Below are 24640 nucleotides of genomic sequence, written 5' to 3' on the forward strand. Positions count from 1 at the left end.
TTACCCTGCCTTCTGCTGCTGGTTCTGAAAGATCATGATTGGGACGACAAGCACCAGGAGGAGCAGTACGGCCACGGCTGAGGCGAGTGGCCAGTCCCGGTTGCCGAAGAACTCCGTCCAGAGCGTTTTGCCGATCATGAGCGTATCCGGGCCACCCAAGAGATCCGGTATGACGAATTCGCCGGTGATGGGGATGAAGCAGATCAGCGAGCCCGCGATCACTCCCGGCGTGGACAGCGGGAAGGTGATCTTCCAGAAGGCCTTCATCGGAGGGCAACCGAGATCATTTGCCGCCTCCAGCAGGGTCGCGTCCATCTTCTCGAGGGCCGAATACAGCGGCAGCACCATGAACGGCAGGTAGGAATAGACGATGCCGATGAAGACGGCGATGTCGGTGCGGTAGATCTGCACCTGCTCGTCGGGGCCCATCAGACCGATCGTCTGTAGGAAGACTGTCAGCAGTCCTTCCGGCTTCAGGATGCCGATCCAGGCATAGACGCGGATCAGGAACGACGTCCAGAACGGCAGGATGACGAGCATCACCAGCGTCGGCCGCCACCGTGAGGGCGCACGTGCCATCGCAAGCGCCATCGGGTACCCGATCAGCAGCAGGAGAAGGGTGGAGATAAAGGCCATCTGCAGCGAAGACAGGTAGGACTGGATATAGAGCGGGTCTTCGGCCAGGAAGAGGTAGTTCTCCAGGTCGAGTTGAGACACGAAGTCACCAACCGACCCGAGTCCGTCTAAGACCGGCGTATAAGGGGGCATGGCGATTGCCGTGTCCGACAGCGAGATCTTCAGGATGATCAGGAAAGGTGCAGCGAAGAACAGCAGGAGCCAGATGTAGGGCACTGCCACAACCAGCCAGCGCGCAGGCCCGGAATTGGACGTCGTCGATATCTCTGCCATTGCCGCCTCTCCTTTACCGGGTCAGCACCAGACCGGCATCCTTCGGCCAGGTCAGCCAAACCATGTCGCCGAAGGTGATCGGCCGATCGACCAGGCGTGACACGTTCGCCTGCGCCGCGCGAACGATCCTGCCGTCGGAAAGGCTGACGAGGAAAATGGAGAAGTCGCCAAGATAGCCGATGTCCCAGACTTCGCCCTGGGCTGCGTTCGCAGACGCATCGGCCGGCTGATCCGGGCTGATACGTACCTTTTCCGGGCGGATGGCGAATGCTACGCGGTCGCCAGGGATGGCTGCGCACTCCTGCTCGACCGCCACGGCCAACCCGTTGCAATCCAACGTTACGACAGCTTGAGATCCCTGGTCGACTGCGGGCGAGACGACGGTTCCCTCCATGATGTTGATGTCACCGATGAAATCCGCGACGTAGCGGCTGTTCGGTGCCTCATAGATCTCGGCGGGTGTGTCGACCTGGACAATGACGCCCTTGTCCATCACGGCAATGCGATCGGAAACCGTCATCGCCTCCTCCTGGTCGTGGGTAACGATCAGGAAAGTGAGGCCGAGCGTGTGCTGGATATCCATCAACTCGAATTGCGTCTCCTCACGTAGTTTCCGGTCGAGAGCGCCGAGCGGCTCGTCGAGAAGAAGGACCTTCGGGCGCTTGGCCAGCGAACGCGCAAGCGCCACACGCTGACGCTGGCCGCCGGAGAGCTGTCCGGGCTTGCGCTTGGCGAACTCTTCGAGTTTCACCAGCTTCAGCATTTCCTGGACGCGCGCCTCTATCTCCCCCTTTGAAAGCCTGTCCTGTTCAAGGCCGAAGGCGATGTTCTTCTCCACCGTCATGTGCGGAAAGAGCGCATAGCTCTGGAACATCATGTTCGTCGGCCGCCGATAGGGAGGCACTCCGGAGATATCGTTTCCCTGGAGCAATATCCGGCCCTTGGTCGGATCCTCGAAGCCTGCCAGCATGCGCATCAAGGTCGTTTTGCCACAGCCGGAGGGGCCGAGCAGGGAAAAGAACTCGCGTTCGTAAATGTCGAGGCTGAGATTGCTGACGGCGGTAAAGTCGCCGTACTTCTTGGTGATGTTTTCAAAGCGGATGAAGGGTTGTGCGTTGGGATCGTTCCAAGGTTCGAACTTGCGCTTTACGGGTCCCAGAGATTTGGCCATGCCGCCCCCAAATTGAGCTTTCTATCACCGCGACAAGAACAAAGGGGCAGGATCACCCTGCCCCTCCTAGACTGCTCAGGTACCGGTCTTGATCTGCGTCCAGAGGCGGTTCAGCACACGCTGCTCGCGCGGCCCATAGGGAGAGATGGTGAAGAGCTTGGAGACGGTTTCCTTCGGAGGATATACGGCTGGATTTTCCAGCACTTCCTTATCCAGGAACTCCTGAGAAGCGAGATTGCCGTTGGCGTACTGGACGTAGTTCGACGCCTTGGCGATCACCTCCGGCTTCATCAGGTAGTTGATGAATTCATGCGCCTCGTCGACATTCTTGGCGTCAGCCGGGATTGCCAGGTTGTCGAACCACATGTACGTGCCTTCCTTCGGGATGACGTACTCGACGTTCACCCCATTGCCCGCCTCTTCCGCGCGCGCCTTCGCTTGCAGCACATCGCCGGACCAGCCCATGGAAATGCAGGTGTCGCCATTGGCAAGTTCGTCGATGTAGGCGGACGAATTGAAGCTCTTCACGTGCGGCCGAATGTTCATGTAGACCTCGGCGCCGGCTTCCAGATCCGCGGTTTCCTTGCTGTCCGGATCCTTACCCATATAGTTCATCCCGATGGCAAAGGTCTCGTCAGAAGCGTCGAGGATGTTGATGCCGCAGGATGCGAGCTTCTCGGCGTTCTCCGGCTTGAACAGGACGTCCCAGCTGTCGACAGGCACGTCGCCAAGCGCTGCCTTCACCTTGTCCACGTTGTAGCCGAGGCCGGTGGTGCCCCACATGTAGTTGACGGCATATTCGTTGCCGAGATCGTACTTCGCGAGCCGCTCGGTAATCTCCGGCCACATGTTGGAAAGGTTCGGCAGCTTTGACTTGTCGAGCTTCTGGAACACTCCCGCCTGGATCTGGCGCGCTAGGAAGGGCGCGGTTGGAACCACGACATCATAGCCGGAACCACCGGCAAGCAGCTTTGTTTCGACGATTTCGTTGGAATCGAAGACGTCGTAGACGACCTTGATGCCGGTTTCCTTGGTGAAGTCTTCCAGGATGGATTCGTCGATATAGTCCGACCAGTTGTAAACATGGACCACACGTTCCTGGGCCGTGGCGGCGGTCGCAGCGAGCAGGACGCCGACAGCGAGTGCGGGTAGGCGGAGCAAATGGTTCTTCATGGTCTCTCCTGTTCCAGTTCCTTTCGGCACGATGCGGTGCCTCTGTTCCCTGGACGAGAGACTAAGAAGGAAAAGCGGGCACCACAAGCAAAAATCTGGGGCGTATCAAGCCCTTCACTGGAAGTCGAACGCGCTCAGGCCTGCCACCATCTTGTCAAGCCCGAGGGGGCGGGTCAGCGGCGGTTCCGCGCGTGCCAGACATCCCTGCCGCTCGCAGAGACGACAGGCCGGCCCCGCCAGCACGCGTGCCGAGGCCGCCGCGGCAGCCGGGCTGTAAACCGTGTCCGCCGCCACCGTCACCTCTCAGCCGAGAAGGATGGCGATCCGCCTCAGCCTCTCCTCGAAGGCTGCCTGCGGCGCCTCGACAGTCCGCGAAACCGTGAGGAACGTGTTTCCATCCGGCATCTCCACCGCTTCTGCCAGAACCTGGCCCGGCTGGGCGAAAGCGGAATGGATGCCGAGCTTCGGACACTGCCCTCCGAAGGCGCCTTCGGATATCCTTGCGCGCCCGCCCTGCGAATGGCGTTGCCTGCATGGTCGAGCTCGAACATGAACGAACCAGGGCAGGCCGGCAGCTCCTGGCCGGGCCAGGGTAGTCAATCGACTGGTTGCCTGTTCGAAGGACACGTTGAAACGCGACCTCAGGACATCGATGTCGTAGCGCACCAGTTGCGCGGCTGCCAGGAAGTCGCCGTAAGGCATCATCAGCGCGTGCGTAGCGTAACGCGCAAGCTCAAGGCGCACTATCCGCCGGGACTCGCCCGTCGAAAGTGAAAGCGCGTCAAGCTCCGCAGAGATTTCTTTTCCCAGCGCGAGGAGCGCAACTTCCATCGGAAGCTCCCGCGTCCGGTCGAAGGGAGACATCCGCTCCGACAGGAAGAGCCGCATCGTGTGCCGGTCATAGCGTCTGTCAGATTGGGCATCGCGTGCACCGGCAGCGTGCGCACGGAAATCCCATGTTTGCTCCCCGATGTGCATCTCAATGCGAAAAGGGTCGTGCTCTGTTCCTCAGGACCGAGAAGTTCCTCGTGACCCACCATGCTAGCCAGGTCCCACAGGAGATCTTCACCCGTGTGGCGCCTGCAGCCTCGTTCTGCCACCCATCAATCCGCCGTGCCGCTCCCTCCATTTCGTGAACCTGACTCAGCAGATCCCTTCCGTCGGCTGTCAGACGCTATCCGGTGCGGCTTCGCAGGAAGAGCGAGCGGCCGACGAGCGCCTCGAGCTCCACCATCCGGCGGCCAATCGTTGCGGGGCTGAGCTCCGTGACTGCGGCGGCACCAGACAGCCCGCCGCAACGTGCGACCTGAAGAAACAGTTGGTACGTGTCCCACGGGATGTTCTTCATTCCTGAAAAACAATATTGCGTTCCAGGTTCTAAAGGAAGTCCGTGGCTGAGGCTTATTATGAGGATCTGTTTTCACAGATGGAGATCATCATGTACGAGTTGGTTGCAGCCGTCGTGGCGACGGCAGGCAGGAAGAACTGCGCCTTGGGAGGCGTCTCCAAGGGCCGACGATCGCTTCTATCAGAAGTTCGCCAGTCCGATGCCGCGGATCTGGACGATGTTGTGTCACTGCTTGTCAGGCGGATGCGTGTGGCGCTTCCGGTGAGTAGGAGGAAGGGCGGCAGCGCCTCAGCGACCGCCGTCCCCCTCGCCTGCTCCGATACTAGGCGGCTTTGTAGGAAAGCCGCCTCGATGGTTGAGTTGTCGTATCCGTGCGGAACTGCTCGACCAGTTGCATCAGCCCTTGCGCTTCGCTTGCCAGCCGGCGACTGGACTCGCTGGTTTCGCCGACCATTGCACCGTTCTGCTGCGTCATCTGATCCATGCGGTTAACGGCACCGTTGATTTCCTGGAGGGCGGCGGACTGATCCTGGCTCGCGGTCGCGATCGTTTCGACATTCTGGCTGATCGCGGTGATCTGCTCGCTGATGGCGGCGAGAACCCGTCCGGCCTCCTGGACGAGGCCCGACCCGGTGCTGACTTCATGCGTCGACTGGTGAATCAGTGCCTTGATCTGCTGGGCGGCATCGGCAGAGCGTTGCGCAAGCTCACGCACCTCCTGTGCCACAACCGCGAAGCCCTTACCAGCTTCGCCGGCGCGGGCTGCCTCGATCCCGGCATTGAGAGCGAGGAGGTTCGTCTGGAAGGCGATGTCGTCGATGACCTCGATGATCAGCTCGATCTTCTTGGACGCATCCTCGATGCGTCCCATCGCGTCGACGGCATTGTTGACTACGGTGCCGGAATCGTCGGCGCTTCGCTTGGTGGCGGCGACTGCGGCATTGGCTTCCTTGGCACGTGCGGCGGAAGACTTCACGGTTGCGGTGATCTCCTCGACGGCCGCAGCCGTTTCTTCCAGCGAGGCGGCCTGGCTTTCGGTCCGCTTCGACAGGTCGGCGGATGCCTCGCTCAACTCGGCGCTGCTGTGCTGGATCGCCAGCGTACCGTTACGGATCTGCGTGAGTGTGTCGCTCAACCGTTGGATCGACCCGTTGAAGTCCACCCGCAGCTGCTCGAGCCGGCCGGAAAAGCTCCGTTCGATGGTGACCGAAAGGTCGCCCTGTGACAGCCTAGCGAGTGCGGCTCCAAGCGCACTTACAGCGTGCTCGATCTGATCGTCCATCTGCTGCTTTTCGACATCGCTGCGCTGCCGCTCTGCTTCAGCTTCGGCCCGTTCCTTGGCGCCGCGGTCTTCGATCGCCTGTTTCTCCCGGTCGTTGTCGCGGAAACGTTCCAGCGCACGGGCGATGTTACCGAACTCGTTCTTGTGGTTGCGATAAGGGACATCCGAGGCAGTATCGCCGCCGGCGATTGCTTCGACCGTCGTGGTCAGCACCTTGAGCGGCCGGATCTGGCTGCGGATTGCGACGAAGCCGATGACGCCGACAAAGAGGAGAGCCAGCAGCGAGCTGCTTATGATGACGTTTCCGGAGGATGCGATGTGGTCGAAGTAGACCGCCATCGGAATGCCGATGAAGAGGATGCCGTCCACGGCGCCGCTTCCATTCTTCGTCGGAAAGTAGCCGGTCATGAAGTCCTTGCCGAAGAGAACGGCTGGACCGAAATAGGCTTCTCCGCGTGCCAGCAGTGGCTGGGCCGGGTGATCGGGGGCAAGCTTGGTGCCGGTGGCCCGGTCGCCATTCTCCTTCTTCACGTTGGTGGAGATGCGCACGAGTTCCGCACCTTGCTTCTGGAAGACCGTCGCGACCCCGCCAATGGAAGCTGCGGTGCGGTCGACAAGAGCGTGATCCTCGGTGCCGCCCTCGCCCGAGCGGATTGCGGTCACCATCTCGTCGGTCAGCGTCACCTTCGATCCAGGGGACTGAACCTCGTAAAGCAGCCCCATCACCCTCAGCGCCTTCTGCGCATCGATGACTGCTGTCTGCATGACGTCATTGTGGATGTGGCGGTACGCCAGCCCTCCCACTGCGACGACAGAGGCGCCAATCAGCCCGAGACAAAGAAGAAGGATGCGTGTGACAACAGAGGAAGGAAGCAAACGCGACATGATCTAAATAGCCCCCAAGTAGAATCGCGGCAGTGTCGCGCAGACACGTAAAATTTTACTGAACCGGACGTCGGTCTATTTTGCAGATTGCTGCAATCGGCAAGGAGAGCTCGAAGCTCGCTTCACAGCGCCACCCTTACCGCGGACGCAGGAAACGCCTGAAAATCTAAATGACAGGAGGAGCTTAGAATACGGCGGGGAGTGAGAGAAGAGCCGCGATTGCACAAACGCTAACGACAAAGAGGCGGACGCGCACCGTCTGCGCCCTTTCCTGGGCCTGAGCGATGGCAACGGCTTGAGCACGGCGGGTCTTCTGCATGAGTATCCCCAAGGTCAGTCGGTTCGCTCCCGACGACATCGCGGCGGGCGCATGCCAGCCACTCAACATAAGACTTGGCTGGCAATAAGGCAGGATCGCTCATCCTCCCTTAACAACAGCTGAATCGGCCGCTATCACAAAGCATCCCCGCAAACATGTCCGGACGCCCAGGCCCATTGGAAATTGTATCCCCCCAGCCACCCGGTGACGTCGACACATTCGCCGATGAAATGGAGGCCGGGAACTCGTTTTACTGCCATCGTCCGCGAGTCAAGTTCTTTGGTATCGACCCCACCGATCGTCACTTCCGCCGTCCGATATCCTTCGGAGCCTGCTGGCGTGAGCGACCAAGACTGGATGGCGTGGCGAAGCTTGTCGAGCGTCTTGTCCGACAGGTCCGCAAGCTGGGCGGTGACGCCTGCGGTCTCTGCTAAAAACTGCGCCAGCCGTTTCGGAAGCACCTCTGCCAGTACGGTCTGCGGCGCCTGTCTTCCGTTATGGTTCCGGGCAGCCTTCAACAGCGGAAGAACATCGAGACTCGGCTCAATCTTCACCTCGACCGCATCACCCTCCCGCCAATAGGAGGAAATCTGGAGAATTGCAGGCCCGCTCAGCCCGCGGTGCGTGAAGAGAAGTGCTTCCCGGAAGCTCGTCTTTCCGTGCCGCACCTCGGCCGGAACACTGATGCCGGACAAAGGCGCAAGCCGCTCCAGCAGAAGCGGATCCAAGGTCAGCGGGACAAGGCCCGGGCGCGTCTCCACGAGCCCTACGCAAAACTGCTCCGCGATACGATAAGCGAAACCGGTGGCGCCCATCTTGGGGATCGACTTGCCCCCCGTCGCCACCACCAATGCCGGCGCCTGGACCAGCCCGCCGGCACCCATCCGAAGACGATAGGTGCCGTCTCCATGCTCAATGCTGGCAATCTCCTGCTGCAACTCCATGACAACTCCGGCTGCCTGCATCTCGAGGAGCAGCATGCGGATGATGTCCTTGGCGCTGTTGTCGCAGAAGAGCTGTCCCAGGGTCTTCTCGTGCCACGTGATGCCATGTCGCTCGACGAGATCAAGGAAATGCTGTGGCGTGTAACGCGCCAGTGCCGACTTGGCGAAGTGCGGGTTCGACGACAGGTAGTTTGAGGGAGACGTATGGAGGTTGGTGAAGTTGCACCGCCCACCGCCGGAAATGCGAATCTTCTCTCCCGGCGCCGTTGCATGGTCGAGCAACAGGACCTTCTTGCCGCGATTTCCCGCGCGAATGGCGCACATCATGCCAGCAGCGCCCGCACCCAGAATTATCGCATCGAATGTCCTTACCAAGCCTAGGCTCCATCATCTCGCGGTGGCTGCTGTTTTCGATCTTCATGCCAAAGTCAATGGCCCGCCCCTCTCGCCAATCGTCGATCTCTGGTTATGATGGCGCTCGGATCAACGCTCACGGTGAATCATGCCCCGTAAAGAAACCGCCTCCACTTCGACCCAGAGCAGCGTGCTGAAGTCGACCGGCACTGCGCCTGTCCAGCCACCGCTGACCTCGCTGAGAGGCGTGTCGGACTGGCGGGAAGCAGCGCTTTGGCTGCGCACACGGGGCATCGAGGACATCGAATGCATCACGCCGGATCTGGCCGGAGTGCCACGTGGCAAGATGATGCCATCCTCCAAGTTTACCTCGAATACCTCGCTTGCTCTTCCCTCGGCGCTTTATCGGCACACGATCTCTGGTGAATATCCGGACGAGACGGCAAGTTTCCGCTACGAGCCCCGCGATAGTGACCTCAAGCTGGTCCCTGACCTCTCCACCATTTCGGTGGTGCCGTGGGAGACGGACCCCACGGCACAGGTGATCTGCGACGTCGTCGGCACCAGCGGCGAGCGCGTGCCTTACACGCCACGGGCCGTTCTCAAGAACGTCGTCGAGCTCTACCGCGATCGCGGCTGGCGACCGGTGGTCGCGCCGGAAATTGAGTTCTACCTCGTCGCCAAGAATGACGACCCGGACTACCCGCTGCACCCGCCAAAAGGGCGCTCCGGTCGCGCAATCCTCGGCGGCCAGGGCTACTCGATTGCCGGGATCAACGAGTTCGACGAACTGATCGACGACATCTACCACTTCTCCGAGAAGCAGGGCTTGGAGATCGATACCCTCATTCACGAGGAAGGACCGGCGCAGCTCGAGATCAACCTGCGCCACGGCGATCCGGTGGAGCTTGCGGACCAGGTCTTCATGTTCAAGCGGACGATCCGCGAGGCGGCACTGAAGCATGGAATCTACGCGACCTTCATGGCAAAGCCGATGCAGGGACAGGCTGGCTCCGCCATGCACATCCACCAGTCCGTCGTCGATATCGAGACGGGGCGCAACATCTTTTCCGATGAGGACGGCAGCCCCTCCAAGGAGTTCTTCCAGTTCATCGGCGGGATGCAGCACTATGTGCCGCGAGCGCTCGTGATGATGGCGCCCTACGTCAATTCCTATCGCCGCCTCACCCCGGACATGGCAGCTCCTGTCAACAACGCCTGGGGCTATGACAATCGCACGACCGCGTTCCGGGTGCCTGTTTCAGATGCCGCAGCGCGCCGGGTGGAAAACCGGCTGCCAAGCTCCGACGCCAACCCTTACCTCGCGCTTGCGGCCTCCCTTGGGTGCGGATTGCTGGGGATCATGAAGGGGATCGAGCCGGAACCGCCGACCGAGCATACGGCAAATGAAGGGACGATCGATTTGCCGCGCGGCCTCCTCGAAGCCGTTTCCGAGCTGGAAGGCGAGCCGGCTCTGGCGGAGGTGTTCGGTGAAGAGTTCATTGGCCTCTATGCCGGCGTAAAGCGCGGCGAATTCGAGACCTTCATGCAGGTCATCAGCCCCTGGGAGCGCGAGTTCCTGCTTCTCAATGTATGAGGTGGCGGCATGACCCTGTGGCAGAGCCCAATTGCGCCGGGCGTATCCTGGTATCAAGCAAGTGTTGAAGACCGGCCGACCTATCCGGCCCTTGATGGCTCCCGCTCCGTCGACGTTGCGATTGTCGGCGGCGGGTTTACCGGGCTGCAGGCGGCGGTCAACCTGGCGCAGCGCGGGGTGTCGGTGGCTCTACTTGAGGCGCATCGCCTTGGCGATGGGGCCTCGGGACGCAACGGTGGTCAGTTCGGCACCGGCCAGCGCGCCTGGCCTGAGGATCTCGAAACGCAGATCGGCTTTGAACGGTCGAAGGTGCTATTCGACATGGCCGAGGGTGCAAAACGCTACCTGCTGAAATTCGCGGCCGAGCACGGCATCGACATGGATTACATGCCGGGTCAGATGAACGTTGCCCACAAGCCCGGGCACGAAAGGGAGTACCGGGCGAATGCAGAGATCGCTGCCGAACGTTACGGTTACCCGCACCTCTCCTACATGGATCGGAAGGAAACGGCCGAACGCCTGGGGTCCGACCACTACCATTGCGGCGTTCGCGATACCGGCACGGGTCATATTCACCCGCTGAAGCTGCTCATTGGGCTCGCACGGGCCGCCGCTGTCGCCGGTGCAGACATTTACGAGATGACCAAGGTAACGCGGATGCAGCGGGAGGGTGGCAAAACGCTGCTGACCACGCCACAAGGCAGCGTATCTGCCGAGCGCGTGCTGCTCGCTACAAACGCCTATATCGAGAACCTAGAACCGATAACGGCGGCGCATGTGATGCCGATTGGATCCTTCATCGCCGCCACCGAGCCGTTAGACGATCACCCTGCAGTGCTGCCCGGTGGGGAAGCGGTTGCGGATTCCCGCTTCGTCGTTCGCTATTTCCGCAAGACGAAGGACAACCGCCTGCTCTTTGGCGGCCGCGAGGTCTACTCGTCGAAGAACCCGCAAGATACGGCAGAATTCATTCGCAAGCAGATTGTGGAAACCTATCCTGCGCTGAAGAACATCCGCATCACCCATGCCTGGGGCGGCAATGTCGGGATCACGATGCCCCGGCAACCGTTCGTCCGCGAGGTGATGCCGAGCGTGACAGCAATCGGCGGTTACTCCGGACACGGCGTTATGCTGTCGAATTTCTGCGGCAAGCTTTACGCAGACAGGATCACCGGTGGCGCGAACTGGCTCGACGCTGTTGAAGAGCTGGACGTCCCCAGCTTCCCCGGTGGACGCCGTTTTCGCAACCCTCTGCTGTTTCTCGCGCTCACCTGGTTCGCATTGCGAGATAGGCTGTAATGCCGCATCAAAAAGCCCGCGCAGGGATGGAAATTTTAAATCGATTAGATTATCACAGCCAGATTCCAGACGAAGGAAAGAGCAGTCCTATGAGCAGCCAGATCATCCCGGTCGATCCCTTTGATTGCGTCGTCTTTGGCGGCTCAGGCGACCTTGCCGAACGCAAGCTGCTTCCGGCCCTCTACCACCGGCAGATCGAGGGTCAATTCATCGAGCCCACCCGTATCATCGGTGCCTCGCGCAGCCCGCTTTCTAACGAAGAATACTGCACCTTTGCGCGCGAAGCGCTGAAGAAGCATCTGAAGCCCGGCGAGTACGACGAGGCGGAAGTCGACAAGTTCAGCAAGCGGCTCTTCTACGTTCCGGTCGATGCAAAGAGCGATCAGGGGTGGGACCAGCTCAAGAAGCTCCTGGACGAAGGCAAGGATCGCGTGCGGGCTTTCTATCTCGCCGTGGCTCCTTCGATCTTCGGCGCCATCTCAGAAAAGATCCGGGACCACAAGCTGATCACCAAGCAGACCCGCATCGTAGTTGAAAAGCCGATCGGTCGCGATCTCGCCTCCGCGCTGCAACTGAACGACACGATCGGCAAGGTTTTCCCAGAAGAACAGATCTTCCGCATTGATCACTATCTCGGCAAGGAGACGGTGCAGAACCTGATGGCGTTGCGCTTTGCCAACGCTCTTTATGAGCCGCTTTGGAACGCCCAGCACATCGATCACGTACAGATCACTGTGGCCGAGGCTGTCGGCCTTGAAGGTCGGGCGGGCTATTATGACACGGCTGGCGCACTGCGTGACATGGTGCAGAACCACATTCTCCAGCTGCTCTGCCTCGTCGCGATGGAAGTCCCCTCTTCGCTCAGTGCCGAAGCGGTACGCGATGAAAAGCTTAAGGTGCTGCACGCCCTGAAGCCGATCAATGAGTCCAATGTCGAGCAGCTGACGGTGCGTGGACAATATCGCGCCGGCGCGTCCTCGGGGGGGCCGGTCAAAGGTTACCTGGAGGAGCTGGAGGGCGGCGTCTCCAACACCGAAACCTTCGTCGCGATCAAGGCCGAGATCGGCAACTGGCGCTGGGCGGGTGTCCCCTTCTACATCCGGACCGGAAAAAGGTTGGCGAACCGCGTCTCCGAGATCGTCATCACGTTCAAGCCGATCCCGCACAGCATCTTCGACGGCGCGGCGGGCCGGATTACCGCCAACCAGCTGATCATCCGCCTGCAGCCGGACGAGGGTGTGAAACAGTCGCTGATGATCAAGGACCCCGGTCCCGGCGGGATGCGCCTGCGCAACGTCTCGCTCGACATGAGCTTTGCCGAGGCGTTTTCGGTGCGCCATCCCGATGCCTATGAGCGGCTGCTGACGGACACGATCCGCTCGAACCAGACGCTTTTCATGCGCCGTGACGAAGTGGAAGCGGCATGGCAGTGGATTGACCCAATTCTCTCCGGCTGGGAGGCAACCGGGCAGGCACCGCAGGGTTATACCGCGGGAACGTGGGGACCAAGCCAGGCAATTGCCCTGATCGAGCGTGACGGACGGACGTGGCATGAAAGCTGAGATGACAGAGCTATCGCTGCACGAATTTGCGGACGGCCCAACGCTCGCGGACAAGCTGGCTGCCCAGGTGGCTCATCGGCTGTCATCCGCCATCGAGGCCAATGGAAAGGCGAGTATCGCCGTGTCTGGCGGATCGACGCCGAAGAAGTTCTTCCAGGCGCTCTCTGCACGGGACGTTGACTGGCAGAAGGTGACGGTGACGCTTGTTGATGAGCGGTTCGTGCCGGTCGACAACCCACGCTCCAACCACGCGCTCGTACGCGACCACCTGCTGCAGAACAAGGCAGCTGACGCCCAGTTCATTCCGCTCTTCCATCAGTGTCCAAATGCCGACGAGGCGGCTTCGATCGCCACGCGGGAAGCGGCGGAGATCGGCAACCCCTTTGATGTCGTGATCCTCGGCATGGGTGGCGACGGGCATACTGCCTCCTTCTTCCCCCACGGCGATCATCTGGCGAAGGCGCTTGATGCAAACGGCCCCCGATGCGTGATGTCGATGGAAGCCGAGGGCGCCGACGAACCTCGCCTGACATTCTCCTTCTCCAGTCTCAGCGATGCGCGCCTGCTGGTGCTCCACATCGAGGGCGAGGCGAAGAAAGACGTTCTGAAAAAGGCGCAGGACGGCACGGATGAAACCGAGATGCCGATCCGCGCCGTACTCAACCGGGCCGCTTCACCGGTGGAGATATACTGGGCCCCGTGAGGCCCTCCTGAAGCATCATCCGGAGCTGCCGACGGCATCTGCCGCTCCCATCGGCATGCTCCCGAACCGGAGGACATGGCCATGGCTGCTCATTCCAGCATTGAAGCGATCACGGCGCGTATCGTCGAGCGCTCCAAACCCCACCGAGAAGGCTATCTCGGCCGCCTGCAGGGAGCCATTTCGCGCGGTCCGCACCGGGCCGTCCTCTCCTGCGGTAATCTCGCGCACGGCTTTGCCGCCTGTTCCCCCCCTGACAAGGCTGACCTTGCCGGAGACGTGGTGCCCAATCTCGGCATCATCACAGCCTACAATGACATGCTTTCGGCCCATCAGCCCTACGAGACGTTCCCGCCGATGATCCGAGAGGCGGCCCGAGAAGTGGGCGGCGTCGCGCAGGTGGCCGGCGGTGTGCCGGCGATGTGTGATGGCGTCACTCAGGGGCAGCCGGGAATGGAGCTTTCGCTGTTTTCACGCGACGCGATCGCGATGGCCGCCGGCATCGGCCTTTCGCACAATATGTTCGATGCGGCGGTCTTCCTCGGCATCTGTGACAAGATCGTGCCGGGCCTCGTGATCGCCGCCCTCACCTTCGGCCACCTGCCTGCCGTCTTCATTCCGGCGGGCCCCATGACCTCGGGGCTCCCGAACGACGAGAAGTCGCGCATCCGCCAGCTCTATGCCGAGGGCAAGGTTGGGCGTGCAGAGCTTCTGGAGGCGGAATCCAAGTCCTATCACGGCCCTGGCACCTGCACCTTCTACGGCACCGCCAATTCAAACCAGATGCTGATGGAGATCATGGGCTTCCACCTGCCCGGCGCCTCTTTCGTCAACCCGGGTACGCCCTTGCGCGATGCGCTGACCAAGGAAGCGGCCAAGCGAGCCCTGGCGATCACCGCACTCGGCAACGAGTTCACGCCCGCGGGAGAGATGATCGATGAACGGTCCATCGTGAACGGCGTCGTCGGCCTCCATGCCACCGGCGGGTCGACCAATCACACGCTGCATCTGGTTGCGATGGCGCGGGCCGCCGGGATCCATTTGACCTGGCAGGACATTTCCGAGCTCTCGGACGTGGTGCCGCTGCTTGCCCGTGTCTACCCGAACGGCCTTGCCGACGTGAACCACTTCCATGCCGCCGGCGGCATGGGCTTCCTCATCAAGCAGCTGCTGAAGACTGGGCTGTTGCACGACGACGTCCGGACGGTCTTTGGCCACGGCCTTGAAGCCTATACGGTTGAAGCGAAGCTCGATGACAACGGGGTCGTCGTTCGCGAACCGGTGCCTGAAGAAAGCGGCGACCCGAAGGTTCTGGCCAAGATCGAGAACCCCTTCCAGCCTACCGGCGGCCTCAAGATGCTGACCGGCAATATCGGCAAGGGCGTCATCAAGATCTCGGCGGTCAAGGCGGAGCGGCATGTGATCGAAGCGCCGGCCATTATCTTCCATGATCAGCAGGAACTGCAGGACGCCTTCAAGCGCGGGGATCTCAACAAGGACTTCGTCGCGGTCGTGCGTTTCCAGGGTCCGAAGGCGAACGGTATGCCGGAGCTGCACCGCCTCACGCCGCCGCTCGGGGTTCTGCAGGACCGCGGCTACAAGGTCGCGCTGCTGACCGACGGGCGGATGTCGGGCGCATCAGGCAAGGTTCCTGCGGCAATTCATGTCACGCCAGAAGCTTCGGACGGCGGCCCGATCGCCAAGATCAAGGATGGCGACATCATCCGTCTTGATGCGGTGCAGGGAACGATCGAGGTGCTCGCTGATACTGCGGAATTCGCCGCAAGGGCACCGGTGAACATCGACCTGACGCATAACGATTTGGGGATGGGCCGCGAACTGTTCTCCGTCTTCCGGCGGACGGCTGGTCCGGCGGACCAAGGCGCAAGCGTCTTCGCCTGACAAAAGCAATGAAGGCGGCTCCGGCCGCCTTCAGACTGCTGACAAAGTCCTCTTTGCCGTTGCTGGCGCTACTTCGACTCCGATCCGTTCTCTTTTCGATTCAGAGACGTTCCGAATCTTGGTCCTTGAGAAGGTGGGGCGGGGGTTTGTCATCAAGCTGAAGGCGGCTCCGGCCGCCTTATCTTTGGGATTGGGAAGCGGTTGCCTACCAGCTCCGGATGTCGAGCACCTTGTCGCGGTGCGCCGGGTGGGTGCTGAACACGAAGATGCGATCCAGCTCCTTCTGCGTCAGCAGCTTCAGGAATCGCACTTCGATCGTGTTGTTGGCAAAGGTCTTCATCAGCAGGCAGCCAACCTTTGCAATACGAGCGTCGGGGATCTCAAGATAGAACTGCTCGGGAAGCTTATATTGGGTGAGAAGGCCAAGGACTGCGCCACTCATTGAGATGCGCAACACGTCGCATCGACGGGAGGCCATGTTCATGACCCCCTTTTCAGTGTACTCGATACGCGCGGCGTTCATCGTGTCTTCCATGCGAAACCGGGTTTCGCGGTCGTACATGAACGACTCTTCCTTGTTCAGAAAATGGTTGCTGCCGCGCTGGACGCCCACGTGCTTTCTCCTTCTCGAGTGCTGAGAGGCTACAAAGCTAAGCTTAACAGAGCGTGTTTGGGCGGTGGCGAGACGAGGAACATGTCATCGTCTCACATATTTGTAGCTAACGGCGGGTAAACACCTCAGCGTCGATAGGTTTTCCCTTCAGCGTCAAAGAGATGCAGCTTCTCTGGCGCTGCCGTCAGGCGGACCGCATCGCCTTTCTTCGCCTGAAAGATCCCGGGCATTTTTGCCACGATCGTCTCCTGGCCGCCCACTTCCTCAAGGTAAAGAAGGGTCACTTCCCCCAGCGCCTCAACAATGGCGATCTTGCCTTCGAAGAGGTGATCGCCATCCGCCGCGACGCTCAGGTCTTCCGGCCGTACGCCGAAGCTTGCAGCCTTCCCGGCCTCCGAAGCGGCAGTGGCCACCGGCACCCGAACGGGTTTGCCGTCTGGTAACGCGATGGTGGTTGTGTCGCCGGTTTCCTTGACTGTTGCCGAGATGATGTTCATGGCGGGCGAACCGATGAAGCGCGCGACGAAGAGGTTGTGCGGCCGCTCGTAAAGTTCCAGCGGCGCGCCCACCTGTTCGATCCTGCCGGCGGACAGGACGACGATCCGGTCGGCAAGCGTCATCGCCTCCACCTGGTCGTGCGTCACATAAATCATCGTCGTGTCCGGCATCGACTCCTTCAGCTTGGCGATCTCGATGCGGGTCGCCACGCGCAGGGCGGCATCAAGGTTAGAAAGCGGCTCATCGAACAGGAAGACCTTGGGATCACGGCAGATGGCCCGTCCGATTGCCACGCGCTGGCGCTGGCCGCCGGACAGTGCCTTGGGTAGGCGGTCTAGATAAGGCGTCAGCTGCAGGATGTCGGCCGCCGAGCGAACCCGGCGATCGATCTCCGATTTGCTTTCGTTGGCGATCCGCATGCCGAAGGCCATGTTGTCGTAGACCGTCATGTGTGGATAGAGCGCATACGACTGGAAGACCATGGCGATGCCGCGCTTGGACGGCGGCACCTCGTTGACGAGCGCCTCGTCAATGAACATCTCACCACCGGTGATGGTCTCGAGCCCGGCGATCATGCGCAATAGGGTAGACTTGCCGCAGCCGGAAGGACCGACGAAGACGACGAATTCGCCCTGCTTGATGTCCAGATCGATGCCGTGGATGACCTTCACCTGACCATAGGCCTTGCGGATGTCCTTCAGAACGACGCCTGTCATGCTTCCCTCCCCTTTTCTCTTTCAGGCTCGACGGGCGAAATACGCCCCCCAGACCGGCAGATTGATCTGGTTGCCTTCCACAGTGCTCTCAAAGCCGTGGCCGTCAAGCATCTCCCAATCACCCGGCGGCGGCTCGACCGACAGCGGCTCTGCGCTCATGTTGAACGCACACAACACAGCTTCATCCCCGAAGATGCGTTCATACTGCAGGAGCGGCCCCTCGGACTCCAGGAACCGAACCTCGCCCTTCACCAAGGCTGGATGCTGCTTCCGGAAGGCAAGAAACCTCCGGTACTGCTCCAGCACCGATTCCGGATCACCATACTGCGCACTCACCGCCCGCAGCTGATGCTCGACCGGGATAGGCAGCCAGGTCTTTTCAGAGGTCGAAAATCCGGCCTGCAGCGCCTGAGCATCCCAGACCATGGGCGTGCGGCAACCGTCGCGGCCCTTAAATTCCGGCCAGAACTGAATACCGTAGGGGTCCTGCAGATCCGCATAAGCGATGTCCGCTTCTGTCAGCCCCAGTTCCTCACCCTGATAGATGCAGACCGAACCCCGCTGCGTCATCAGAACGGCGGACAACATCTTCACATAGGCCTCGCGATCCAGAACCTCCGAGCCCCAGCGGCTGGCATGGCGGACGACGTCGTGGTTTGAGAACGCCCAGCAGGCCCAGCCTTCCGGTGCGGCTCCCGAGAAGCCGTCCTGAACCTCAGCGACGCGCGAGGGCGTGAGTGCGTCCGGCGCCAGGAACTCGAAGGCGTAGCACATGTGCATCTTATCGCCGCCGGACGTGTACTCGCCGACGATCTCCAGCCCGCGCTGGCTGTCGCCCACTTCGCCCACCGCGGCAATGGAGGGAAACTCGTCCAGAACCGCACGGAAGCGCTTCAGGAAGTCGATGTTTTCCGGGCGGTTCTTGTCGTAGACGTGTTCCTGGAAGTTATAGGGATTGACCGCCGGTGCGGTCGACGCATTGCGGCGCGATGGATCGAGCGCGGGGTTGTCTCTCAGGTCGCGGTCGTGGAAATAGAAGTTGATGGTGTCCAGACGGAAGCCGTCGACGCCGCGCTTCAGCCAGAAGCGTGTCATCTCCAGGAGCGCATCCTGGACCTCCGCATTGTGGAGGTTGAGATCCGGCTGCGAGGTCAGGAAGTTGTGCATGTAATACTGCATGCGCGTCGGGTCCCAATGCCAGGCGGACCCGCCGAAGATCGACAGCCAGTTATTGGGCGGCGTTCCATCCGGCTTGGCATCCGACCAGACGTACCAGTCGGCCTTCGGATTGACGCGGCTCGACCGGCTTTCGATGAACCAGGCATGTTGATCCGAGCTGTGCGACATCACGAGGTCGATCATCACCTTCAGACCGAGCCGGTGTGCCTCATGGATGAGAGCATCGAAATCCGACAGAGTCCCGAACATCGGGTCGACTTCGGTGTAGTTCGAAACGTCGTAGCCGAAGTCCTTCATCGGTGACGGGAAGAAGGGGGAAATCCAGACCGCATCCGCGCCCAGCGCGGAGATATGCGGCAGCCTTGCGGTGATGCCTTTCAGGTCACCGATGCCGTCGCCGTTGGAGTCCTGGAAGGAGCGTGGATAAATCTGATAAATAACGGCGCCGCGCCACCAGTCCTTGTCCGGCACTGCGGGGCTTGCTGAAACGATCGTCATCTAAAGTCCTGTAAGCGAATGGTGTGTCAGCCGCCCTTGACGGAGCCCGCCAGAAGGCCGCGCACCAGATATCGCTGAAGACCGAAAAACACCAGAAGCGGAACGATGATGGTGATGAAAGCAGAGGCTGTCAGGATCTCCCAGTTGCCGCCACGCGAGCCCAACAGCGCGTTCAGACTCCCGGTCAGGACCAGCTGCCCGCGCCCGGTGCCGAGGAAGACGATTGCGATCAACAGGTCGTTCCAGACCCAGAGGAACTGGAAGATGGCGAAAGACGCCAGCGCCGGGAACGAAAGCGGCAGGACGATCTTCATGAAGATCTCGAAGTCACTTGCGCCGTCTACCCGGGCAGACTCGATGATTTCCTTGGGAAGACCGGCGATATAATTGCGCAGCAGATAGATGGCGAGCGGCATGCCGAAGGCCGTGTGCGCAAGCCAGATCCCAGCATAGGTCTTCGATGGAACGCCGAAGATCGAGCTTACCTCGTTGTAGAGCCGAAGAAGTGGGATAAGTGACATCTGCAGCGGCACGACAATGAGCCCGATCACTGTTGCGATCAGGATCGCTCGCCCTGGAAAATCCATCCAGGAGAGCGCATAGGCTGCGAATGCAGCGATCAAGATCGGTATGATTGTGGCTGGGATGGTGACCGTCAGCGAATTGATGAAGGACTGGCCGATGCCTTCCGCGTCGATCACCCGCTCATAGTTTTCCAGCGTGAACTCCGGCGGGGTGGCGACGCTCAGATAGACCCGCTGGCCGCGGCTGCCCTCGAACGGCGTGTTCTTCGAATGAACGTAGGAACCGTCTGCGTTGACCATCAGCGTCTCGCCGTCCCCGATATCGGCGTCCTCCCCGGCCTCGAATGCTGCCGGCTCCTGGACCCGCACGCCGAAGGCTCGCACCGTCCCCCCGGCTCCCTCTTCGAAGACATTGCCGGTAATGACATATTCATCGCCCTCCTGCCGCTGTTCGGAGGGATCGCCCAGCCTTGCGGCAGAGGTCTGCGAGGAACTGCTGAAAGCGGTCCACCAGCCGGAGGTGGTGATCTGGTCGCGATCGCGGATGGAGGTCACGAAGATGCCGAGCGTCGGGACGAGCCAAATGATCACGATGAGGAGCACCGAAAGATGCACGAGAAGGCGGGGAAGGCCGACGCGCCGGATGCGCGTTGCAAGTGCCGTCATCTCAGTGCCCTCCCGTTTCGCGGTTCGCCTGGCGGATGTTCCAGATCATTATCGGCGTCACCGCTGCCATGATGACCAGCGCGATGACGGCGCTTCGGCCACTGTCGCCGCCGCCGCGGAACATCCAGTCGAACATCAGGTTGGCAAGCACCATGGTGTCCCACTGGCCGTTGGTCATGGTCAGCACGATGTCGAACACCTTGAGCACCAGGATGGTGATGGTCGTCCAGACAACGGCGATCGTTCCCCAGATCTGCGGGACCATGATCTTCCAGAAGATCTGCCAGCCATTGGCCCCATCGATCACGGCAGCCTCGATCGTCTCCTCCGGAATGCCGCGCAGGGCCGCCGACAGGATGACCATTGCGAACCCGGTCTGGATCCAGATCAGGATCACCATCAGGAAGAAGTTGTTCCAGAAGGGCATCGCGATCCAGACCTCGGGATCTCCGCCGAAGAAGGTGACGATAGCGTTCAGGAGACCGATCTGGGTTTCGCCCGCCCCGCGGTACTCGTAGATGAACTTCCAGATAACCGAGGCGCCAACGAAGGAGATCGCCATCGGCATGAAGACCAGGCTCTTGGCGATGCTTCCCCACCAGATTCTGTCCGTCAGGACGGCAATCACCAGCCCAAGGAAGGTGCAGGCGGCCGGCACGACGAGGAGCCAGAGGAAATTATTGAAGATCGACTGACGGAAGCCCGCGTCCTGCAGCGCCCAGCGGTAGTTCGACAACCCGACGAACACCGAACCGGTCCGGTCATAGAAGGACAGGATGAAGGTCGCGATCACCGGATAGACGAGATAGACCCCGAGCAGGAGCAATGCGGGTCCAAGGAAGAGCCACGGGCGAACGACTGCGCGACGATTGAGATTGCGGGAGGCCCGCTGGATGTCCCCGGATGGTGTGGGAAAGATCACCTGCAGGATCTTGTCAGAAAGCCAATAGTAGAGAGCGCAGACGAAAACGCCGACGACCATCACTCCGACGGCCGATATGATCTGCGACACCATACTCTACCTCCCCCGCCGGAGCGCCGTGTTTTTTGTCTTGTTATCCTCCCCAATGCATGCCGGGAGGGACGAAGCTGCGCCGGCTGAGGCGGGCGCAGCTCCCGATCAGATCAGACCAGATCAGTTCAGGCCGTCCCAAGCCTGCTGGATTTCCTTGCCGACCGTCTCGGCATCCTTACCGCCAACATAGTCGACCATACCTGTCCAGAAGGCCCCAGCACCGATCTTGCCCGGCATCAGATCCGAAGCGTCGAAGCGGAAGGTGGTAGCAGAGGTGAGAATGTTACCCTGCTTCTTCAGCGGCTCGTTGGCATAGGCATCGACGTTCACACCCTTATACGGCGTCAGGAAGGCCGCCTGCGCCATCCAGACCTCATGCGCGATCGGTGTCTTCAGGAACTCGATGAAGGCCTGTGCTGCGGGAGAGTCCTTGGTTATCGAGACCAAAGTGCCCGCGCCGAGAACCGGCGTTCCGAGGTCAGTCTTGGAGGCATAGGTCGGCATGTAGAAGAAGTCGGCATCCGTTCCGAGCTCCACGCCATCCGGGAAGAAGGACGGGATGAACGAAGCCTGGTGGTGCAGGTAGCACTTCGGCGGAATGTCGAAGAGGCCCTTAGGGCTGTCGCGGAAGTCGGTCGATGCGACTGCAGCAACACCGCCGCTGACATACTCCTCGTTCTTTGCAAACTTGCCGAACTCCTCGATGGCGCCGACGACAGCGGGATCATCGAACTTGATCTCGTTGCTCACCCACTTGTCATAGGTCGCGGCCGGCTGCGTGCGGAGCATCATGTCCTCGACCCAGTCTGTCGCCGGCCAGCCGGTTGCGCCGCCCGATCCAAGGCCGATGCACCACGGAACGCCGCCGTCCTCGACGATCTGGTCGCTGAGCGCGATCAACTCCTCCATCGTCTTGGGAACTTCGTAGCCGGCTTCCTCGAAGTTTTCCGGCACATACCAGACGAGCGACTTCACGTCGGCCTTGTAGGGGAATGCGTAGAAATGCTCGTTGCCCTCTGGGCCCTCATAGGTGCCGTAGCCGACCCAGCTTTCGCCCGCGCCATAGTTTTCCTCGACCCAGTTTGCCGTTTCCTCGCCCAGCGGGGTCAAGAAGCCCTTTTCCGCAAGATCGGCGAGCAGGCCGGGCTGCGGGAGAATGGCGATGTTCGGCGGCGAGCCAGCCTGCGTGTCGATGACGATCTGCTGTTCGTAATTTTCCGAAGAGGAATAGCGCGCGTCGACCCCCGTCGCCTCGCGGAAGTAGGCCAGCACGCTGTTGAAGAGGATTTCGTCGTCACCACGCCAAGGCCCGAAGAGGGTGAGGGTCTGGCCCTGCAGGTCACCGTGCGCTGCCTTGAAATCCTCGTAGCTTTGCCAGTTGAAGCGGGAATCCTCCCGTGGCGCGAACTTCAGCTCCTGTGCTGCAGCAGTTCCTGCGATCAAGGCCGCGATCGCTGCGCCCATCAAGAGTGATCTCTTCATGTCGGACCTCCCTGGTATCCTATTGAACGTCTTTTCGCGGCACGGCAGCGAGGCTGCGTGCGCCCTTCCTTCCTTGTTCCAGTAGGTGTTCTTCTTCCAGGGGGAGTCAAGACCCTCGGATCGCAGAGGGCGCTGGCTCATAGCTCTTGCCGGCAGCACGAGGCGGACAGGCCGAAGGACATAACGCGGTCGGTAGTGGTGTCTGCGAGGCTCAGTGGAAAGCCTAGAACTTCGGGACGGGGCGTCCGGCGGCACGATGTGCCGCAACCAACGTGTTTGCCATCAGCATGGCAATCGTCATCGGTCCAACGCCACCCGGTACCGGCGTGATCGCTCCAGCGACCTCGGCGCATTCGTCATAGGCGACGTCGCCGGTGATCTTGCTCATCCCCTCCCCCTTATCCGGCGCCGGAACACGGTTGATGCCGACATCGATGACTGTCGCACCCGGCTTGACCCAAGACGCTTTGACCATGTGCGGCCGCCCCACAGCTGCGACCAAGATATCGGCCCCGCGGCAGATTCCGGCGAGATCCTTGCTCCGCGAATGCGCCATGGTGACGGTGGCATTAGCAGATAGCAGCAGCAGGCCCATCGGCTTGCCGAACAGATTGGATCGTCCAATTACTACCGCATTCAGTCCAGACAGATCGGCGCCGTGTATCTTGTTGATCAGGATCAGTGCGCCAGCGGGTGTACAAGAAATCAGACCGCTGGCGAGATCGCCCGTGGCGAGCTTGCCGGCGTTGACGACGTTCAGCCCGTCGACATCTTTTTCGGGTGCGATGGACTGGATGATTGGCTCGGCGTTCAGATGCTGGGGCAACGGCAGCTGCACCAGGATGCCATGAATGGAGGGATCGGCGTTCAGCTCGGCAACCAGGGCTTCCAGTTCTTCCTGCTTCGTCTCCTCGGGAAGGCTGTGCTGAATCGAGTTGAAGCCGCACTGCTTGGCCATCTTGCTCTTGGAATTGACATAAGCGTGGCTGGCCGGATCGTTCCCGACGATGACGACCGCCAGGCCAGGCTTGATGCCAGTTTCTTGTTCCAGGGTCTTCGCGGCAGAACTCACGGTCTCGATGACCGATGCTGCGGCATGCTTTCCGTCGATGATGTGCGCCACGCAATTTTCCCCTTGTCCACCAAAAAGCCGAAGCCGAGGCCACCAGAAGATAGCCTTGCCAGGTCACGCCTTAGCTTCGGCTTGCGAACAAATGCAAGGCTGTTGCGACAAAATCGGTCGAAAGGGGGCGCGAAGCGATCAGGCCGCTTTCGACCCGGAAGAGCTTTTCCCGGCAAGAAGCGCAGGGCGGAAATCCGCAGCTTGCGGGCGCTGGGCCAGCCTGTGCAGCCGCTGATCGGCAAAGAAGACCAGACCGGCCGGAACGCCGGCAAGGCGGATCCTGTCCGAGATGCTGAGGCGGCCTTTGACGACCACAACCAGATCCGCCGCCTGCCCTTCTCGAAGCGCCTCGAAGGAGGATGCAAAGATGCCGTGCCAAGATGTGTGGGCCTGAAGGTGGTCTTGTAAGGGCCGTATCCCTGAGGAACTGTCGCCAACAACCAGGACTCGGAGCGGTCGCTCGATGTAGGTCAGAAGCGCCGGAAGGACGGTTTCGGCTGAGAATGTGCCTTGTGGCCGTACCCGGCAGAAGCGCGCGACGAGACCTCCCACACCAATCCGGGAGGGCAGAAGCACCTGCTGCGAAAGCCAGCTGCGGTAGTCGGCATCGAAGAGCTGTCGAAGCAAGGTCCTGCCGTCCAAGAAGGAGACCTCGCTCCTGACGCCCTTGCGGGAGACCATGGCCTCGGCCTTGGCAAGAAGCTCAGGCCAGGGAAGATCCAGAACGGGCAGACCTGCGACATGCCGCTCCGTCGGCCAAATCTTCCGGCCTGGCTCGACCTTGGTAACTAGCTGCGAGTGAATGAAAGACAAAAGCCGCATGGATGCTCATCCCCTCCTTGTTCCGAGAGGGGACTAGCAGACGGGAATGAACGGAAACC

The 24640-nt window shown here is 60.9% G+C and carries 19 protein-coding genes and 2 pseudogenes; 5 read left to right on the top strand and 16 right to left on the bottom strand.

Annotated features, from left to right (window positions below; genetic code table 11):
- The 8 genes and pseudogenes from MUU54_RS18670 to MUU54_RS18700 all read right to left on the bottom strand — a co-directional run bounded on the left by MUU54_RS18670 (position 1) and on the right by MUU54_RS18700 (position 8358).
- Positions 1-909 (bottom strand): ABC transporter permease subunit, encoded by a 909-nt coding sequence (locus MUU54_RS18670; RefSeq protein ID WP_247245521.1) that lies wholly within the window; start codon positions 907-909, stop codon positions 1-3.
- Positions 910-922: 13 nt separating this feature from the next.
- Positions 923-2080: an ABC transporter ATP-binding protein gene (locus MUU54_RS18675; RefSeq protein WP_247245522.1), complete on the bottom strand. Its 1158-nt coding sequence runs from the start codon at positions 2078-2080 to the stop codon at positions 923-925.
- Between the two features lie 75 nt (positions 2081-2155).
- On the bottom strand, positions 2156-3253 hold the full coding sequence (locus tag MUU54_RS18680; RefSeq protein WP_247245523.1) for a polyamine ABC transporter substrate-binding protein: 1098 nt from the start codon (positions 3251-3253) through the stop codon (positions 2156-2158).
- A 114-nt stretch (positions 3254-3367) separates the two neighbouring features.
- Positions 3368-3919, bottom strand: a pseudogene (locus MUU54_RS25070) (short-chain fatty acyl-CoA regulator family protein).
- Positions 3908-4231, bottom strand: a pseudogene (locus MUU54_RS25075) (ImmA/IrrE family metallo-endopeptidase); the annotation flags it as partial. The pseudogenes MUU54_RS25070 and MUU54_RS25075, both read right to left, overlap by 12 nt.
- Positions 4232-4427: 196 nt before the next feature.
- Entirely contained in the window at positions 4428-4601 is a 174-nt protein-coding gene (locus MUU54_RS18690; RefSeq protein ID WP_247245524.1) for a helix-turn-helix domain-containing protein, read from the bottom strand.
- A gap of 322 nt (positions 4602-4923) precedes the next feature.
- On the bottom strand, positions 4924-6768 hold the full coding sequence (locus MUU54_RS18695; protein WP_247245525.1) for a methyl-accepting chemotaxis protein: 1845 nt from the start codon (positions 6766-6768) through the stop codon (positions 4924-4926).
- A 453-nt stretch (positions 6769-7221) separates the two neighbouring features.
- Positions 7222-8358, bottom strand: coding sequence for a BaiN/RdsA family NAD(P)/FAD-dependent oxidoreductase (locus MUU54_RS18700; protein WP_247245593.1), 1137 nt, complete (start codon positions 8356-8358; stop codon positions 7222-7224).
- 175 nt (positions 8359-8533) lie between these two features.
- Between MUU54_RS18700 and MUU54_RS18705 the strand changes: the two genes are divergently transcribed.
- The 5 genes from MUU54_RS18705 (at position 8534) to edd (ending at position 15445) form a co-directional block, all read left to right on the top strand.
- Positions 8534-9982, top strand: coding sequence for a glutamine synthetase family protein (locus MUU54_RS18705; RefSeq protein ID WP_247245526.1), 1449 nt, complete (start codon positions 8534-8536; stop codon positions 9980-9982).
- Between the two features lie 9 nt (positions 9983-9991).
- Entirely contained in the window at positions 9992-11281 is a 1290-nt protein-coding gene (locus MUU54_RS18710; RefSeq protein ID WP_247245527.1) for an NAD(P)/FAD-dependent oxidoreductase, read from the top strand.
- 89 nt (positions 11282-11370) lie between these two features.
- The gene (gene zwf / locus MUU54_RS18715) at positions 11371-12843 is read left to right on the top strand and encodes a glucose-6-phosphate dehydrogenase (RefSeq protein ID WP_247245528.1); all 1473 of its coding nucleotides are present in this window, start codon (positions 11371-11373) and stop codon (positions 12841-12843) included.
- Between the two features lies 1 nt (position 12844).
- Positions 12845-13546: a 6-phosphogluconolactonase gene (gene pgl / locus MUU54_RS18720; RefSeq protein ID WP_247245529.1), complete on the top strand. Its 702-nt coding sequence runs from the start codon at positions 12845-12847 to the stop codon at positions 13544-13546.
- 81 nt (positions 13547-13627) lie between these two features.
- Positions 13628-15445 carry a phosphogluconate dehydratase gene (gene edd, locus MUU54_RS18725; protein ID WP_247245530.1) on the top strand — a complete coding sequence of 606 codons (1818 nt, stop codon included), beginning with the start codon at positions 13628-13630 and terminating at the stop codon, positions 15443-15445.
- Positions 15446-15650: 205 nt separating this feature from the next.
- Here edd and MUU54_RS18730 read toward each other — a convergent pair whose 3' ends face one another.
- The 8 genes from MUU54_RS18730 to MUU54_RS18765 all read right to left on the bottom strand — a co-directional run bounded on the left by MUU54_RS18730 (position 15651) and on the right by MUU54_RS18765 (position 24581).
- Positions 15651-16007, bottom strand: coding sequence for a hypothetical protein (locus MUU54_RS18730; RefSeq protein ID WP_247245594.1), 357 nt, complete (start codon positions 16005-16007; stop codon positions 15651-15653).
- A 176-nt stretch (positions 16008-16183) separates the two neighbouring features.
- Positions 16184-17272 carry an ABC transporter ATP-binding protein gene (locus MUU54_RS18735; RefSeq protein ID WP_247245531.1) on the bottom strand — a complete coding sequence of 363 codons (1089 nt, stop codon included), beginning with the start codon at positions 17270-17272 and terminating at the stop codon, positions 16184-16186.
- A gap of 21 nt (positions 17273-17293) precedes the next feature.
- Entirely contained in the window at positions 17294-18949 is a 1656-nt protein-coding gene (gene bglA, locus MUU54_RS18740; protein WP_247245532.1) for a beta-galactosidase BglA, read from the bottom strand.
- 26 nt (positions 18950-18975) lie between these two features.
- Positions 18976-20139, bottom strand: a complete 1164-nt coding sequence (locus MUU54_RS18745; protein ID WP_247245533.1) for a carbohydrate ABC transporter permease — start codon at positions 20137-20139, stop codon at positions 18976-18978.
- 1 nt (position 20140) lies between these two features.
- Positions 20141-21154 (bottom strand): carbohydrate ABC transporter permease, encoded by a 1014-nt coding sequence (locus MUU54_RS18750; RefSeq protein ID WP_247245534.1) that lies wholly within the window; start codon positions 21152-21154, stop codon positions 20141-20143.
- 120 nt (positions 21155-21274) lie between these two features.
- Positions 21275-22636, bottom strand: coding sequence for an ABC transporter substrate-binding protein (locus tag MUU54_RS18755; protein WP_247245535.1), 1362 nt, complete (start codon positions 22634-22636; stop codon positions 21275-21277).
- Positions 22637-22859: 223 nt separating this feature from the next.
- Positions 22860-23759, bottom strand: a complete 900-nt coding sequence (gene folD / locus MUU54_RS18760) for a bifunctional methylenetetrahydrofolate dehydrogenase/methenyltetrahydrofolate cyclohydrolase FolD (RefSeq protein ID WP_247245536.1) — start codon at positions 23757-23759, stop codon at positions 22860-22862.
- Positions 23760-23897: 138 nt separating this feature from the next.
- Positions 23898-24581, bottom strand: coding sequence for a hypothetical protein (locus MUU54_RS18765; protein ID WP_247245537.1), 684 nt, complete (start codon positions 24579-24581; stop codon positions 23898-23900).
- Between the last annotated feature and the right edge of the window lie 59 nt (positions 24582-24640).

Origin of the sequence: Pseudorhizobium tarimense (genome assembly GCF_022968135.1) — a bacterium.
Taxonomy (GTDB): domain Bacteria; phylum Pseudomonadota; class Alphaproteobacteria; order Rhizobiales; family Rhizobiaceae; genus Neorhizobium; species Neorhizobium tarimense.